The organism is Streptomyces caatingaensis, from assembly GCF_001187435.1.
Lineage (GTDB): Bacteria > Actinomycetota > Actinomycetes > Streptomycetales > Streptomycetaceae > Streptomyces > Streptomyces caatingaensis.
This window is the reverse complement of record NZ_LFXA01000013.1, coordinates 131,874-145,795: the sequence shown is the minus strand read 5'-3', so window position 1 is coordinate 145,795 and position 13,922 is coordinate 131,874. Positions and strand designations below refer to the sequence as shown.

The window sequence follows — 13,922 nt, the reverse complement described above, 5'->3', positions numbered from 1 at the left end:
TCACAAACATTTCTCAGAAGGGGGTGGGTTCCACTTTTGAGTGAGAACGGGTTGTGCGAACCGAATTGCGGCCCGGAGCGTTCTTCCGCCTCTCGGATGATCTTGTACGAACAAAGGACCCCCGTTTATGAGAACCGGCAGAAGTGCCGCCCGAGCCCGGCGATGTCCCCGAGGACGTCTTCAACGACGTCTGCCCCGACGCCGACCCGCCCGCCAGGAGACTGTCCTCCACCTCGAAGCCGCCGCGGACGCCGAGCCGGAGGCGAACGAGCCGCTGCTGTCGGCGATCGCCGCCGCCCGCCGGCGCCGCGACGCCGCCGAAGCCGAGATCCGCCGCCTCGCCGCGTACGGACGCGAGTTCACCCGGCCCCGCCCCTACAAACTCGCCGACCTCGCCGCGGCGGCCGGCATGTCCATCTACGGCGTCCGCACCGCGTACGACCACGAAGAGGTCGCCGACGTCCAGCACGCCACCGGCCTCAAGCCCCGCGAGTGGCGGGCCACCAGCCCCGACGACCCCACCGAAGACGGGAGCACCGCATGACCGCACCGGCTGACGACGCGTTACCGAACGCCTGCACCTGCCCAACGCCGTGGGAGAAGCTCGTCGCCATCGTCGAGGGCCAGCCCCTGCACGCCCGGCCCGCCGACTCCCTCGGACCGGCCGGCGCCCTCTACCGGGTCCACTGCGCGACCTGCGGCGTCGAATACCCCGGCCACCGAACTGGCGACTCACCCCCCGGCCAACGCCGCACCTTCTGACCAGCAGCGACTTCCTTGGCGTTCAATCCTGGAGCAATACCGGCGGGACCCCGAAACCGAAGCACTGCATGAGAACCGACAGCCGGGATCGGACGGGCTTCCGATCCGTCGGCGGGCTGATTCCGGCAGGGCCGGAATGGGGCGGGCCGGGGTTTCCGGTGCGGGGGCGGGGTGGGGCACGGTGAGGGGGCCGGCTCGGACGGGGCGGTGGTGTGGGGCAGGAGGGACGAGGGGATGACGTGCCGAGGGTTTTGATCATGACCGGTGACGCCGGTGAGGTGCTGGAGGTCCTCCATCCGTACTGGCGGCTCCGGGAGGAGGGCCACGAGGTGCACATCGCCGCGCCGGCGCGCAAGCGGCTTCAGCTCGTCGCCCACGACGGCGTCGCCGGCTTCGACACGTTCACCGAGAAGCCGGCCCACACCTGGCCGGCCGACCTCGCCTTCCGCGAGACCGACCCGGCCGGCTACGCGGGGCTGGTGCTCCCCGGCGGCCGCGCGCCGGAGTACCTCCGGCTCGACGGGGACTTCCGCCGCGTCGTGCGGCACTTCTTCGACGAGGGGAAGCCCGTCGCGCACATCTCCCACGCGGCCGTCGCGCTCGCGCCCCTCGGCGTCCTGGCGGGGCGGCGCACCACCTGCTGGCCCGCCTGCGCGCCGGACGTGGCGGCGGGGGCCGGGACGTTCGTGGACGAGCCCGTCGTCCTCGACGGCCGGATGGTCTCCGCCCAGGCGTGGCACGCCCAGGCGGGCTGGATGCGCCACTTCGTGGAGCTCCTGCGCGACAGCGCCGCCGCCCCCGCCTGAACCAGCCCGGTCCCGACGCGCCCGGCGAGCCGCCACCACCGCCGTCGCCGCCCACGGAACGATCCACTTCGCACGGCGGCGAGAACGACCACGACCACGACGAGTGAGAAAGAGGAATCCCCTGTGACCGGAATTCCGTCCGTCACCCTGAACAACGGCGTCACCATGCCGCAGCTCGGCTACGGCGTCTTCCAGATCCCCGACGAGGGCGCGGCCACCGCCGTCTCCACCGCCCTGCGCGAGGGCTACCGCAGCGTGGACACCGCCGCCGTCTACGCGAACGAGAAGGGCACCGGCGCCGCCCTGGCCGCGAGCGACGTCCCCCGTGACGAGCTGTTCGTGACGACCAAGCTGTGGAACGGCGCGTCCACGACCTGGACCCGCGACCTGGTCCTGCGCGAGTTCGACGCCTCCCTGGAGCGCCTCGGCCTGGAGTACGTGGACCTGTACCTGATCCACTGGCCGCACCCGATGCGCGACGAGTACCTCACCATCTGGCGCGCCTTCGAGGAGATCGCCCGCAGCGGCCGCGCCCGCGCGATCGGTGTCAGCAACTTCCAGCCGGCGCACCTGCGCAGGCTGGTCGCCGAGACCGACACCGTCCCGGCCGTCAACCAGATCGAGCTGCACCCCTGGCTCCAGCAGGCCGAGCTGCGGTCCCTGCACGCCGAACTCGGCATCGCCACCGAGGCGTGGTCGCCCCTCGGCCAGGGCAAGCTGCTCGACGCCCCGGCCCTCGCCCGGATCGCGGACAAGCACGGCCGGACCCCCGCCCAGATCGTCCTGCGCTGGCACCTCCAGCTCGGCAACGTCGTCATCCCCAAGTCGGCCACGCCCTCCCGCATCCGCGAGAACATCGACGTCCTCGGCTTCGCACTGGACGAGGAGGACCTCGCCGCGCTGGCCGCGCTCGACAACGGCACCCGGCTGGGCCCCGACCCGGACACCTTCGACGCCAACTGACTCCACCCCGCCCGCACCCCAGCACGAAAGACAGCTCATGATCTTCATCACCGTCAAGTTCCCCGTCCGCCCCGAGCGCAGCGAGGAGTGGCTCGACATCGTCCGCGACTTCACCGAGGCCACCCGCGCCGAGCCGGGCAACCTCTTCTACGAGTGGTCCCGCAGCGTCGACGACCCCAACGAGTACGTCCTGGTGGAGGGCTTCCGCGACGCCGAGGCGGGCCGCGAGCACGTGGAGTCCGCGCACTTCCGGCAGGCCATGGAGGACCTCTCCTACGCCATCGCCGCAAAGCCCAAGATCATCAGCGTCGAGCTGCCCGACCGCCACGGCTGGGACCTGATGGGCGAGCTCTCCCCGCGCGAGGCCTGACGCCACCCGCCGCGGGGGCCGGCACCCGGGACCGGCCCCCGCCCACCGGGGCCGGTGACCGGCCCGATCCGGGCCCAGGCACACTGGAACCGGACGGTGAAGAACGAAAAGGAGCAGGCGTCATGCCAGGTCAGACCGGACCCCGGGCAGCGGACCGCACCCTCGAGGTGCTGGACATCGTCGGCCGCGCGGCCGCTCCCGTATCGGCCAAGGCCCTGGCCCGCAGCCTCGGCTGCGCCCTCTCCACCGTCTACACCCTGCTCACCCCGCTCACCGAGCGCGGCTACCTCGTCCGCCGCGACGGCGGGTACATCCTCGGCTACCGGATCTCCGCCCTCCACCGCTCCTTCCAGCACCAGATGGGCCTGGACGACGGCATCCACGGGCTGCTGGCGCGGCTGCGGCACGCCACCCGCGCCTCGGCCAACTACGTCGCCTACCAGGGCGACGGCCTGCTGATCGCGGACATCAGGACCGCCGCCGTCGACGGCGACGACGGGCCCGACCTCGCCGTCGGCGTCGACCCGCGCAGCCACGCCTGGGCCCACGGCAAGATCGCACTGGCCTCCGCCGCGCCGGCCGCCCGCCGCCGCTACCTCGAGGAGCCCGGACTGCGCCGGTTCACCCCGAACACCATCGCCTCCGCCGAGCGGCTCGACGGGGAACTGCGGCAGATCCGCAGGACCGGCGTCGCCCTCGACCTGGAGGAGGCCCAGGAGGGACTGGCCTGCCTGGCCTCGCCGGTCCTCGGCGCGGACGGGACCGTGATCGGTTCCGTCTCCCTGTGCGTCAGCCCGGACGACCTGCGCACCCGCCGGCAGCAACTGATCACCACCGTCCGGCAGGCGGCCCAGGAGGCCACACAGGCCCACCAGCGCTGAGCACACCGGGCCATGGCCGGGAGACCGCGGCCGCCCGGACCTCACGTCGCCTCCCGCACCGCCTCGACCGTCACCGTCCGCCAGAAGACCGGCACGGTCGCGAGGACCCCTCCCGCGAAGAAGAGGAACGCGACCCGGTCGCCGAGCCACTGCGCCAGCACCCCGACGAGCCCCGCCCCGACCGGCATGGCGCCCCAACTCAGCAGTCGGTACGCGCCGTTGTAACGGCCGGCCATGTCCTCCGGGACGAGGTTCTGGCCGATCAGGCGGGCGTTGACGGTCCACAGCGTGCCCCCCGCGCCGCCGAGGAACGCCGCGGCCGCGACCGCCCACAGGCTCGACGTGAGGGCCGGGACGGCCAGCATCGCGAACGTGGTGACGAGGTCGGCCAGCAGCGCCCGGCGGCGGCCGAGCAGCCGGTTGACGGCGCCGGCCGCGAACGCGCCCGCGAGCCCGCCGCACCCCAGGGCGCTGACGACGACGCCGTACTCCCGGGCGGACAGTCCCATGCGTCCCGTCGCCACGAGGGGCATCAGGGCCGTCCAGGCGCCCCAGCCGGCGCACAGCACCGTCAGGGTCAGGGACATCACCCTCAGCAGCGGGTGCCGCCACAGATGGCGCAGCCCTTCGCCGATCTGCCCGTGCACACCGGGCGCGCCGCCGGGGACGTGCCGGGGGACGGCGCGGAAGCGGCCGACGAGCAGGAGGAGCAGACAGGTCGCTCCGAGGTAGGCCGTCCACGCGGCACCGAGGGCGACCGCCGCCCCGGCCGCGAAGAGCAGCCCGCCGAGGAAGGGCCCGCCGAACTCGTTGGCGGCCGTCTCGGCCCCGGCGATCCAGGCGTTGACGCGGGCGCGCCGGTCCCGGGGGACGAGCGCGGGCACCAGGGCCGCCGCCGAGGTGAGCGCGACGACCTCGGCGACGCCGAGCGCCAGGGCGGCGAGGACGAGGGCCGTGATACCGCCGCGCCCCGCGGCGGTCAGCACGCCCAGCACGCCGACGGCGAGCAGGCGTACGCCGTCGGCGAGCCACAGGAGGCGGCGCCGGTCCGCGCGGTCGACGAGCGCGCCGATGTGCAGGGCGGTCAGCAGCCAGGGCAGCGTCAGGGCGAGCGAGACGGCCGAGACCGCCAACGGCGACGAGGTCAGCCTGGTGGCCAGCAGCGGCAGTGCGATCTTGGTGATGCCGTCGGCGAGATTGGTGACCGCGGTGAACACCAACAGGACGACGGAGTTCCGGGACCCGTCGGCGACGGATACCGCCCGCACACTGCTCACGCTAACCCCCTAAATGCGTTGACCGGTTACGAGGCGGCAGCGTGTCACCCCGCGCGGACACCCGTCAACCGGTTATCGCGATAGGCGGTTAGACTTCGGAGGGAGAGGAGAGAGAGAAGGCGAAGGGGGAGGGGATACGAGATGCGTGACGCACCGCCGGCCGCCCGTCTCGTCGAGTCGTTCGTCAACACGGTGGACGTGGAACTGGGTACGGACGGGATCGACAGCGCCGAGCGTCTGTCCGCCTGGCTCACGGATCAGGGCCTGCTGCCCGCTGGCGAGGGCGTCTCCGACGCCGACCACCGGCTCGGCCTGGCCCTGCGGGCGGGAATCCGCGAGGAGTTGGGCGCCCATGCCGGCGGTGCCCCCGACGCCGCCGTCGTCGCCGAGGCCGAAAGCGCCCTGGAATCGCTCCCGTTGAGAGCCGCCCTGCGTCGCTCCGGGCCGGAGGGTCCTGTCGTCCTCGGCCCGGACCCGCGCCTCCCGGCGGCGCGGCGGGCCCTGGCGACCCTGGCCGCCGTGTGGAGCGAGCTGCTCGTCACGGGGGAGTCGACCCGCCTGAAACGCTGTGCGGAGCACGCGTGCGCCTGGGTCTTCTGGGACGTGTCCAAGAACCGCAGCCGGCGCTGGTGTTCCATGCGTGTCTGCGGGAATCGCGCGAAGGCGCGGCGGTTCGCGGCGCGGCAGGAGACCGCAGCGGCCGATTGACCTCGTCAGGGCGGCGGGCGCGCGCCGGGCCGGAGGGGCGGGAGGCGTCAGCCGTCGGGGTTGGCCTCCAGGCAGGTCAGTTCGATCTCGTCGACGAGCGCCTCGTACGTCTTGCCCGTGAGCTGGGCGACGTTCTCCATGCCGACGGCGGCCCAGCCGGCGAGGCTCATCACGAGTGACCGCAGTCCGTCCGTGCCGTGCTTGGCCAGGATGTCGTCGGCGACGTACATGGCCTCCTCCGGCACCCGCTCGGCGGGCTCCAGGCCGACCACCGTCCGCAGCAGACCGACCGTCCGCCGGCTGATCTCGGGGGCGATCGCGCGCAGGCGGCGGTCCTCTTCCTCGTCCATGCTTCCCTCTCGGTCGGGCGACGGGGAGCTGTCTACCAGAAGCCGGTCGGGGGCTACCAGGCGTACGGCGGGTGCGAGTTGGGGCAGCGGGAGAGCGGAATTGACGCCTCCTGGCCCTGTCCTGCGGAGCGTCCCGCATGGGCTCGCCCTGGAGGGTGAATCCGAGTCCAGGGCGGCGGGGGCTCGTCCGGCGGGTGGGGCGGGAGGGGCCGGGGTGTACCCGATCGGTAAGGTTAGCCTAAGCTAAGCCTGGTCCGGGTGGTGGGAACGCCCGGCGGAACCGCCCGCACCCGTTCGAGGACGACGGACCTGCCGGAGGTCCCGGCCGCCATGACCGGGCCGGCGCCAGGCAAGGAACGAACCGAGGACGGGACATGGTGCGCATAGCTGTGGCGGGCGCGAGCGGATACGCGGGCGGTGAGGTGCTACGGCTGTTGCTGGGGCACCCCCACGCCGAGATCGGCGCGCTCACCGCCGACTCCAACGCCGGCCGGACGGTGGGGGAGGTGCAGCCCCACCTCGCCCCGCTCGCCGGACGCGTCTTCGAGAAGACGACCCCGGAGGTGCTGGCCGGGCATGACGTCGTCTTCCTGGCGTTGCCGCACGGTGCTTCGGCGGCGCTCGCGGCCGAGCTGGGTCCGGATGTGCTGGTCGTGGACTGTGGGGCGGATTTCCGGTTGGTGGACGCGGGGGAGTGGGAGCGGTTCTACGGGTCCGCGCATGCGGGGACGTGGCCGTACGGTCTGCCGGAACTGCCGGGTGGGCGTGAGGCGTTGAGGGGGGCGCGGCGGATCGCGGTCCCGGGGTGTTATCCGACGGCGGTGTCGCTGGCGTTGTGGCCGTTGTACGCGGCGGGGCTGGTGGAGCCGGAGGCGGTGGTCGTCGCGGCGTCGGGGACGTCGGGGGCGGGCAGGGCGCTCAAGCCGCATCTGCTGGGCAGTGAGGTGATGGGGTCGATGACTCCGTACGGTGTGGGGGGCGTGCACCGGCATGTCCCGGAGATCGTGCAGAACTTGTCGGCCGTGGCCGGGGAGCGGGTGAGTGTCTCCTTCACGCCCGTCCTCGCTCCGATGCCGCGGGGGATTCTCGCCACGTGCAGTGCCAGGGCGAAGTCCGGGGTCACCGCGCAGGCCGTGCGCGGTGCGTTGGAGAAGGTGTATGGCGGTGAGGAGTTCGTGCGGGTGCTGCCGGAGGGGCGGTGGCCGTCGACGGGGGCGGTGGTGGGGTCGAACGCGGTGCAGGTGCAGGCCGCGTACGACGAGGCCGCGGGGCGGGTCGTGGTGGTGAGCGCGATCGACAACCTGACCAAGGGCACCGCGGGTGGCGCGGTGCAGAGCATGAACATCGCCCTCGGGTTGCCCGAGGGGCTGGGACTTTCCACCACGGGAGTGGCGCCATGAGTGTGACGGCAGCACAGGGTTTCACGGCGGCGGGCATCGCCGCGGGGATCAAGGACAGCGGGGCCCCGGACCTGGCCCTGGTCGTCAACCAGGGGCCGCGCCTGGCGGCGGCCGGGGTCTTCACGGCCAATCGTGTCAAGGCCGCTCCCGTCCTGTGGTCGCGGCAGGTGCTCAGGGGCGGGCGGGTGGCCGCGGTGGTGCTCAACTCCGGTGGCGCGAATGCCTGTACCGGGCCGGAGGGGTTCCAGGACACGCATGCCACCGCGGAGAAGGCCGCCGGGGTCCTGGGGGTGAGTGCGGGGGAGGTCGCCGTCGCGTCCACCGGTCTGATCGGGGTCCGCCTGCCGATGGACCGGGTGCTGGCGGGGATTGAGAAGGCGGCTGCGGAACTGTCCCCGCACAGTGGGGAGAAGGCGGCCATCGCCATCAAGACCACGGACACCGTGCACAAGACGGCCGTGGCGAAGGGTGAGGGGTGGACGGTCGGGGGGATGGCCAAGGGTGCGGGGATGCTCGCGCCGGGGCTGGCCACGATGCTGGTGGTGCTGACCACCGATGCCGATGTGGATGCGGCGGGGCTGGAGGGGGCGTTGCGGGCGGCGACGCGTACGACGTTCGACCGGGTCGATTCCGACGGGTGTATGTCGACCAATGACACGGTGTTGTTGCTGGCTTCGGGTGCGTCGGGGGTCGTGCCGGACGAGGCCGGGTTCGCCGAGGCGGTGCGGGTGGTGTGTGACGACCTGGCCCGGCAGTTGATCGGGGATGCGGAGGGGGCGAGCAAGGACATCCGTATCGAGGTGGTCAACGCGGCGAGTGAGGACGACGCGGTCGAGGTCGGCCGTTCCATCGCCCGCAACAATCTTCTCAAGTGCGCGATCCATGGCGAGGATCCGAACTGGGGGCGGGTGTTGTCCGCGATCGGTACGACGTCCGCCGCGTTCGACCCGGACCGTCTCAACGTCGCGATCAACGACGTGTGGGTCTGCCGCAACGGCTCCGTCGGCGACGACCGCGACCTCGTCGACATGCGGGACCGCCTCGTCCGTATCACCGCCGATCTGGCCGAGGGCGACGCCTCCGCCGTCATCTGGGCCAACGACCTCACCGCCGACTACGTCCACGAGAACAGCGCCTACTCCTCATGAACTCCACACTCACTCCCAAGGCCCGCACCGTCATCGAGGCACTGCCCTGGCTGCGGCGCTTCCACGGCAAGACGGTCGTCATCAAGTTCGGCGGCAACGCCATGGTGGACGAGGACCTGAAGGCCGCCTTCGCCGAGGACATGGTGTCCTTGCGGTACGCGGGGCTGCGCCCGGTCGTCGTCCACGGCGGCGGCCCGCAGATCAGCGCGGAGCTCGACCGCCACGGCATCGCCTCCGAGTTCAAGGCCGGGCTGCGGGTCACCACGCCCGAGGCGATGGACGTCGTCCGCATGGTCCTCGCCGGACAGGTGCAGCGCGAGCTGGTCGGGCTCATCAACCGGCACGGGCCGTTCGCCGTCGGGCTGACGGGCGAGGACGCCCACACGATGACCGCGACGAAGCGCTACGCGCACATCGACGGCGAGCGCGTGGACATCGGGATGGTCGGGGAGATCGTCTCCGTCGACACCTCCACCGTCGAGGCCCTCCTCGCCTGCGGCCGCATCCCCGTGGTCTCGCCCGTCGCGCGCGGCGCCGACGGAGAGATCTACAACATCAACGCCGACCTCGCCGCGGCGGCCCTCGCGGGGGCGCTGGGGGCGGAGAAGCTGGTCGTCCTCACGGACGTCGAGGGGCTGTACGCGGACTGGCCGCACAGCGACGAGGTCATCCGGCGGCTGACCGTGAGCGAACTGGAAGCAATGCTTCCGGGGTTGGCGAGCGGCATGGTGCCGAAGATGGAGGGCTGCCTCCGGGCGGTCAGGGGCGGAGTGGGCATGGCCCATGTCCTGGACGGCCGCGTTCCGCATTCGCTGCTGCTGGAGGTGTTCACGGACGAGACGGTGGGGACGGCGGTCGTGCCCGATCCGCTGCCGCCCGGAGCCGTTCCGGCCGCCGGCGCACCCGTCGTGGGTTCACCGGCCGCGTCCGGCCCCGGCACGTCCGCCGTGGCCGTGCCCGCCGTCACCCCCACCGCCGCGGCGCCGGCCCCCGCCGAGGTGACCGCATGAGCACGCGCACGCGGGACAACACGCGGCGGATGAGCGCCCGTTGGCGCGGCGCCGTCATGGACACCTACGGCACCCCGCCGCTCGCGCTGGTGAGCGGTTCGGGGGCGACCGTGCGGGACGCGGACGGGCGGGAGTACACCGACTTCCTCGCCGGGATCGCGGTCAACTCCCTCGGGCACGCCCATCCCGCCGTGGTCGCGGCCGTGAGCGAACAGGTCGCGCGCCTCGGTCACGTCTCCAACCTGTATATGGCGGAGCCGCCGGTGGCGCTCGCCGAGCGGCTGTTGGGGCTGGCGGGCCGGGAGGGCAGGGTGTTCCTGTCCAATTCCGGTGCGGAGGCCGTGGAGGCGGCCTTCAAGATCGCTCGTCGTACCGGGCGGCCGCACATCGTCGCGGCGCAGGGCGGTTTCCACGGGCGCACGATGGGGGCCCTCGCGCTGACCGGGCAGCCCGCGAAGCAGGAACCGTTCCTGCCGCTGCCCGGCGAGGTGACGCACGTCCCGTACGGGGACGTGGACGCGCTGCGGGCCGCGGTGACCGGGCGGACGGCGGCCGTCGTCCTGGAGCCCGTCCAGGGGGAGAACGGCGTGGTGCCGGCGCCGCCCGGCTACCTCCGCGCCGCCCGCGCGATCACCGCCGAGGCCGGGGCGCTCCTCGTGCTGGACGAGGTCCAGACCGGCATCGGGCGTACCGGGCACTGGTTCGCCCACCAGGCCGCGGGCGTGGAGCCGGATGTGATGACGCTGGCGAAGGGGCTGGGCGGCGGTCTGCCGATCGGGGCGACGGTCGCCTTCGGTGCGGCGGCCGGGCTGCTGACGCCGGGTCAGCACGGCTCGACCTTCGGCGGCAACCCCGTCTCCTGCGCCGCCGCCCTCGCCGTCCTCGACACGATCGAGAGGGAGGGGCTGCTCGCCCACGTCGGGCGCGTGGGGGAGCGGCTGCGGGCCGGGGCCGCCGCGTGCGGGCACCCGTTGCTGCGCGAGGTGCGCGGCGCCGGGCTGCTGGTCGGGCTCGTGCTGGCCCGGCCCGTGGCGCGGGAGGCGCAGCGGGCGGCGCTGGAGGCCGGGTTCCTGGTGAACGCGGCGGCCCCGGACGTGATCCGCCTGGCGCCCCCGCTCGTCGTCACGGAGGAGCAAGTGGACGCGCTCGTGCGGGCGTTGCCGGGCGTCCTGGACGTCTGAGCGGCGGCCGGGGGATGGAGCAGGGCGTCCCCCGCCCGTCCCGCAGCACCACCCCGGAAACATCCGGGCCGAGCCGGTGAACAGGGCCGGGCCGTGTGCGCACCAGTGCACCGCCCGGCCCTCGGCGTATCCGGCGCGGCATGCCGTCGTGGCGTCAGAAGCGTCCCGTGGGGCGGAAACCGACTCCCCGGACTTGCCACTGACCTGGCGAGATAGTTAGGTTAGGCATACCTAAGCATCGTGGTCCTGGGTCGCCTCACCGGCCCAAGGCCCGGCCAACAGGTTCCCATGGCCCGGCCAAGAGAGGGAAGGGCCCCTCGGGACCGAGCGGCACAACGAGAGGACGAGCATGGCGGCACGGCGCGGGGAGACCGCGAACACGGCGGGTGGACCCATCGAGGATCTGGTCGGCATAGGCTTCGGCCCCGCCAACCTCGCCCTCGCCATCGCGATCGAGGACCACAACCGCCGCAATCCCGGCAGCGCGATCCAGGCCCGCTTCCTGGAGCGCCAGGAGACCTTCGGCTGGCACCGGGGCATGCTCCTCGAAGGCGCCACCATGCAGGTGTCGTTCCTCAAGGACCTGGTCACCATGCGGGACCCGAGCAGCCGCTTCTCGTTCCTACGCTACCTCCAGGACCGCGGCCGGCTCGCCGACTTCATCAACCAGAAGACGTTCTTCCCGACGCGCGTCGAGTTCCACGACTACTTCGAGTGGTGCGCCGCCGAGTTCGCCTCCGTCGTCGACTACGGCCGCACCGCCGTCACCGTCCGCCCGGAGGCCGGCGACGGCCCGGTCGAGAGCGTCGAGGTCGTCTCCCGGCCGGCGGACGGCCCGGGCGGCGAGACCGTGCGCCGCGCCCGCAACCTCTCCCTGGGCACGGGCCTCACGCCCAGCGTCCCGGACGGCGTCCGCCTCGGCGAGCGCGTCTGGCACAACCGCGACCTGCTCTTCCGCGCCGGCGGCCTGACCGTCCGGCCGCACCGGCGGTTCGTCGTGGTGGGCGCGGGCCAGTCCGCCGCCGAGTGCGCCGAGTACCTGCACCGCACCTTCCCCGACGCCGAGGTCTGCGCCGTCTTCTCCCGCTACGGCTACAGCCCCGCCGACGACAGCCCCTTCGCCAACCGCATCTTCGACCCCGCCGCGGTCGACCACTACTTCGACGCCCCCGACGACGTCAAGCGGGAACTGCTCGCCTACCACGCCAACACCAACTACTCCGTGGTGGACGGCGAGCTGATCGAACAGCTCTACCGCACCACCTACCAGGAGAAGGTCCGCGGCCGCGAGCGGCTGCGCATCCTCAACACCACCCGGCTGAGCGCCGTCGAGGACATCCCGGGCGGCGCCCGCGCCGTCGTCCGCTCCCTGACCTCCGGAGAAACCTTCACCCTCGACTGCGACGCCGTCGTCCTCGCCACCGGCTACCGCTCCGCCGACCCCCGCGAACTCCTCGGCGACCTCGCCGCCGAGTGCCTCACCGACGAGCACGGCCGGCTGCGCGTGGACCGCGACCACCGGGTGATGACCACCGACCGCGTCCGCGTCGGCCTCTACGTCCAGGGCAGCACCGAGCACACCCACGGCATCACCTCCTCGCTCCTGTCCACCCTGGCCGTCCGCTCCGGCGAGATCTGCGACTCGCTGCTGCTGCGCCGCACCGAGCGGGACGTCCTCGCCGGCCGCGACGTGGCCGCGACGGCCTGAACCCCCCGCCCGCCCGCGCCCGCGAAGGAACCCCCATGGCCACCGCCACCCTCGACGACCTGCGCGCCGACGTCGCCGACGTCCTCGGCGAGGACCCCGCCGACCTCCCCTGCGACGAGGACCTGCGCGACCTCGGCCTCGACTCGATCCGGCTGATGACCCTCGTGGAGCGCTGGCGCGCCCGCGGGCTCTCCGCCGACTTCACCGAACTCGCCGAGGCCGAGCCCACCTTGACCGGCTGGCACGCCCTGCTCACCGCCTGACGCCCCTCCCACCCGTACCGCTCTAGGAGAACCATGAACACCCGCGCCGTCGCGGCCGTCCTCGCCGCCGCCGCTCTGCTGACCGTCACCGCGTGCGGCAGCGAAAAGTCCGACGACGCCAAGCCCGCGGCCGACGGCGGCAAGGAGCGGGTGATCGAGGCGACCAACGGCAAGATCACCGTCCCCGCGCACGCCAAGCGCATCGTCAGCCTCTCCTACGCCACCGGCGCCCTGCTGGACCTCGGCGTGGAGCCGGTCGGCACCAGCGCCATCGACGAGAACAACCCGATGGAGCTGCTGCCCTCGCAGGTCGACAAGGGCAAGAAGATCACCTCGATCGGCTCGGGCATCGAGACCAACATCGAGAAGGTCGCCTCCCTCAGGCCCGACCTCATCATCGTCGAGGGCGCCAGCGCCTTCGACTGGAACATCAAGCGGCTCCAGGGCATCGCCCCCACCCTCTACTTCGGCATCAAGACCCCCGGCGACCTCTACGCCGCCCAGGAGAAGATCGCCAAGGCCGTCGGCAAGGAGGACGCCTTCGAGAAGCTGAAGGCGGAGTACACCAACAAGGCCCGGAAGATCAAGGCCACTTACGGGGACAAGCTCACGTCGAAGAAGTGGGCCATCGCCTCCTCCTACGGCAACGGCGAGTTCCTCGTCGACACCCGCACCTCCTGGGTCGGCCGCATCCTCGCCGACGTCGGCGTCACCTTCGCCAAGGCCGCCGACGAGGGCAAGGAGCACGAGGTGACGTACTCCCAGGAGAAGATCAACGTCCTGGACGACGCGGACGTGATCCTCGTCCCGAGGATGTTCGCCACCGGCGAGGTCCCCAAGGAGACCAAGGAGCTCCAGGAGAAGCCCTCCTGGAAGCTCCTCAAGGCCGCCAAGGACAACCACGTCCTGCCCGTCACCTACGCCACCAGCGACCGCTACGGCACGTCCATCGACGTCCTCGACCAGATCGAGAAGATCGCCAAGGGCCTCTAGGACCCCCTGGGCCCCCACGGCCGCCCCGGCCCGCCGGAACCCCCGCCGGGCGGGCCGGGGCCGCACCACCCCCGCTTCCTCCCCGCCGCGCGCACCGCGCCC

16 protein-coding genes are annotated in these 13,922 nt (G+C 72.6%); 14 read left to right on the top strand and 2 right to left on the bottom strand.

The features are described from left to right. Positions 1 to 127: 127 nt before the first annotated feature. From AC230_RS19985 to AC230_RS19965, 6 genes are all read left to right on the top strand, one after another. Positions 128 to 544 carry a hypothetical protein gene (locus tag AC230_RS19985; protein ID WP_053161287.1) on the top strand — a complete coding sequence of 139 codons (417 nt, stop codon included), beginning with the start codon at positions 128 to 130 and terminating at the stop codon, positions 542 to 544. Next, complete coding sequence (locus tag AC230_RS32665) at positions 541 to 762, top strand: hypothetical protein (protein ID WP_157868612.1); 222 nt, start codon at positions 541 to 543, stop codon at positions 760 to 762. Before AC230_RS19985 ends, AC230_RS32665 begins: the two co-directional genes overlap by 4 nt. Positions 763 to 1,019: 257 nt before the next feature. Then, a complete protein-coding gene (locus tag AC230_RS19980) occupies positions 1,020 to 1,568 on the top strand; it encodes a DJ-1/PfpI family protein (RefSeq protein ID WP_049717674.1) in 549 nt (182 codons plus the stop codon). A 165-nt stretch (positions 1,569 to 1,733) separates the two neighbouring features. Further along, on the top strand, positions 1,734 to 2,531 hold the full coding sequence (locus AC230_RS19975) for an aldo/keto reductase (protein WP_198535581.1): 798 nt from the start codon (positions 1,734 to 1,736) through the stop codon (positions 2,529 to 2,531). A 37-nt stretch (positions 2,532 to 2,568) separates the two neighbouring features. Next, positions 2,569 to 2,901, top strand: a complete 333-nt coding sequence (locus AC230_RS19970; RefSeq protein ID WP_049717672.1) for a putative quinol monooxygenase — start codon at positions 2,569 to 2,571, stop codon at positions 2,899 to 2,901. Positions 2,902 to 3,023: 122 nt separating this feature from the next. Continuing rightward, the gene (locus AC230_RS19965; protein WP_049717671.1) at positions 3,024 to 3,782 is read left to right on the top strand and encodes an IclR family transcriptional regulator; all 759 of its coding nucleotides are present in this window, start codon (positions 3,024 to 3,026) and stop codon (positions 3,780 to 3,782) included. Positions 3,783 to 3,823: 41 nt separating this feature from the next. Here AC230_RS19965 and AC230_RS19960 read toward each other — a convergent pair whose 3' ends face one another. Further along, positions 3,824 to 5,050 (bottom strand): MFS transporter, encoded by a 1,227-nt coding sequence (locus tag AC230_RS19960; RefSeq protein ID WP_049717670.1) that lies wholly within the window; start codon positions 5,048 to 5,050, stop codon positions 3,824 to 3,826. Positions 5,051 to 5,200: 150 nt separating this feature from the next. Between AC230_RS19960 and AC230_RS19955 the strand changes: the two genes are divergently transcribed. After that, positions 5,201 to 5,767 carry a CGNR zinc finger domain-containing protein gene (locus tag AC230_RS19955; RefSeq protein WP_049717669.1) on the top strand — a complete coding sequence of 189 codons (567 nt, stop codon included), beginning with the start codon at positions 5,201 to 5,203 and terminating at the stop codon, positions 5,765 to 5,767. Between the two features lie 47 nt (positions 5,768 to 5,814). Here AC230_RS19955 and AC230_RS19950 read toward each other — a convergent pair whose 3' ends face one another. Beyond that, positions 5,815 to 6,117, bottom strand: a complete 303-nt coding sequence (locus tag AC230_RS19950) for a hypothetical protein (RefSeq protein ID WP_049717668.1) — start codon at positions 6,115 to 6,117, stop codon at positions 5,815 to 5,817. 374 nt (positions 6,118 to 6,491) lie between these two features. Here AC230_RS19950 and argC point away from each other — a divergent pair, with 374 nt between their 5' ends. The 7 genes from argC to AC230_RS19915 all read left to right on the top strand — a co-directional run bounded on the left by argC (position 6,492) and on the right by AC230_RS19915 (position 13,820). Further along, positions 6,492 to 7,517, top strand: a complete 1,026-nt coding sequence (argC, locus tag AC230_RS19945) for an N-acetyl-gamma-glutamyl-phosphate reductase (RefSeq protein ID WP_049717667.1) — start codon at positions 6,492 to 6,494, stop codon at positions 7,515 to 7,517. Next, entirely contained in the window at positions 7,514 to 8,665 is a 1,152-nt protein-coding gene (argJ, locus tag AC230_RS19940; RefSeq protein ID WP_049717666.1) for a bifunctional glutamate N-acetyltransferase/amino-acid acetyltransferase ArgJ, read from the top strand. Before argC ends, argJ begins: the two co-directional genes overlap by 4 nt. Then, positions 8,662 to 9,675, top strand: a complete 1,014-nt coding sequence (argB, locus tag AC230_RS19935; protein WP_078871410.1) for an acetylglutamate kinase — start codon at positions 8,662 to 8,664, stop codon at positions 9,673 to 9,675. The genes argJ and argB overlap by 4 nt, the downstream gene beginning before the upstream one ends. Then, on the top strand, positions 9,672 to 10,856 hold the full coding sequence (locus tag AC230_RS19930; RefSeq protein ID WP_078871409.1) for an acetylornithine transaminase: 1,185 nt from the start codon (positions 9,672 to 9,674) through the stop codon (positions 10,854 to 10,856). The genes argB and AC230_RS19930 overlap by 4 nt, the downstream gene beginning before the upstream one ends. A 349-nt stretch (positions 10,857 to 11,205) precedes the next feature. Then, entirely contained in the window at positions 11,206 to 12,564 is a 1,359-nt protein-coding gene (locus AC230_RS19925) for a lysine N(6)-hydroxylase/L-ornithine N(5)-oxygenase family protein (protein WP_049717665.1), read from the top strand. Between the two features lie 35 nt (positions 12,565 to 12,599). After that, positions 12,600 to 12,827, top strand: coding sequence for a phosphopantetheine-binding protein (locus tag AC230_RS19920; protein ID WP_049717664.1), 228 nt, complete (start codon positions 12,600 to 12,602; stop codon positions 12,825 to 12,827). 33 nt (positions 12,828 to 12,860) lie between these two features. Further along, positions 12,861 to 13,820: an ABC transporter substrate-binding protein gene (locus AC230_RS19915; RefSeq protein ID WP_049717663.1), complete on the top strand. Its 960-nt coding sequence runs from the start codon at positions 12,861 to 12,863 to the stop codon at positions 13,818 to 13,820. Positions 13,821 to 13,922 lie beyond the last annotated feature (102 nt).

What these genes read in the sequence shown, in the direction of transcription:
- argC (WP_049717667.1), top strand. Translation starts at nt 6,492, where the DNA reads ATGGTGCGCATAGCTGTGGCGGGCGCGAGCGGATACGCGGGCGGTGAG.
- AC230_RS19930 (WP_078871409.1), top strand. Translation starts at nt 9,672, where the DNA reads ATGAGCACGCGCACGCGGGACAACACGCGGCGGATGAGCGCCCGTTGG.
- AC230_RS19915 (WP_049717663.1), top strand. Translation starts at nt 12,861, where the DNA reads ATGAACACCCGCGCCGTCGCGGCCGTCCTCGCCGCCGCCGCTCTGCTG.
- AC230_RS19955 (WP_049717669.1), top strand. Translation starts at nt 5,201, where the DNA reads ATGCGTGACGCACCGCCGGCCGCCCGTCTCGTCGAGTCGTTCGTCAAC.
- AC230_RS19980 (WP_049717674.1), top strand. Translation starts at nt 1,020, where the DNA reads ATGACCGGTGACGCCGGTGAGGTGCTGGAGGTCCTCCATCCGTACTGG.
- AC230_RS19985 (WP_053161287.1), top strand. Translation starts at nt 128, where the DNA reads ATGAGAACCGGCAGAAGTGCCGCCCGAGCCCGGCGATGTCCCCGAGGA.
- argJ (WP_049717666.1), top strand. Translation starts at nt 7,514, where the DNA reads ATGAGTGTGACGGCAGCACAGGGTTTCACGGCGGCGGGCATCGCCGCG.
- argB (WP_078871410.1), top strand. Translation starts at nt 8,662, where the DNA reads ATGAACTCCACACTCACTCCCAAGGCCCGCACCGTCATCGAGGCACTG.
- AC230_RS19975 (WP_198535581.1), top strand. Translation starts at nt 1,734, where the DNA reads ATGCCGCAGCTCGGCTACGGCGTCTTCCAGATCCCCGACGAGGGCGCG.
- AC230_RS19920 (WP_049717664.1), top strand. Translation starts at nt 12,600, where the DNA reads ATGGCCACCGCCACCCTCGACGACCTGCGCGCCGACGTCGCCGACGTC.
- AC230_RS19950 (WP_049717668.1), bottom strand. Translation starts at nt 6,117, where the DNA reads ATGGACGAGGAAGAGGACCGCCGCCTGCGCGCGATCGCCCCCGAGATC.
- AC230_RS19925 (WP_049717665.1), top strand. Translation starts at nt 11,206, where the DNA reads ATGGCGGCACGGCGCGGGGAGACCGCGAACACGGCGGGTGGACCCATC.
- AC230_RS19970 (WP_049717672.1), top strand. Translation starts at nt 2,569, where the DNA reads ATGATCTTCATCACCGTCAAGTTCCCCGTCCGCCCCGAGCGCAGCGAG.
- AC230_RS32665 (WP_157868612.1), top strand. Translation starts at nt 541, where the DNA reads ATGACCGCACCGGCTGACGACGCGTTACCGAACGCCTGCACCTGCCCA.
- AC230_RS19965 (WP_049717671.1), top strand. Translation starts at nt 3,024, where the DNA reads ATGCCAGGTCAGACCGGACCCCGGGCAGCGGACCGCACCCTCGAGGTG.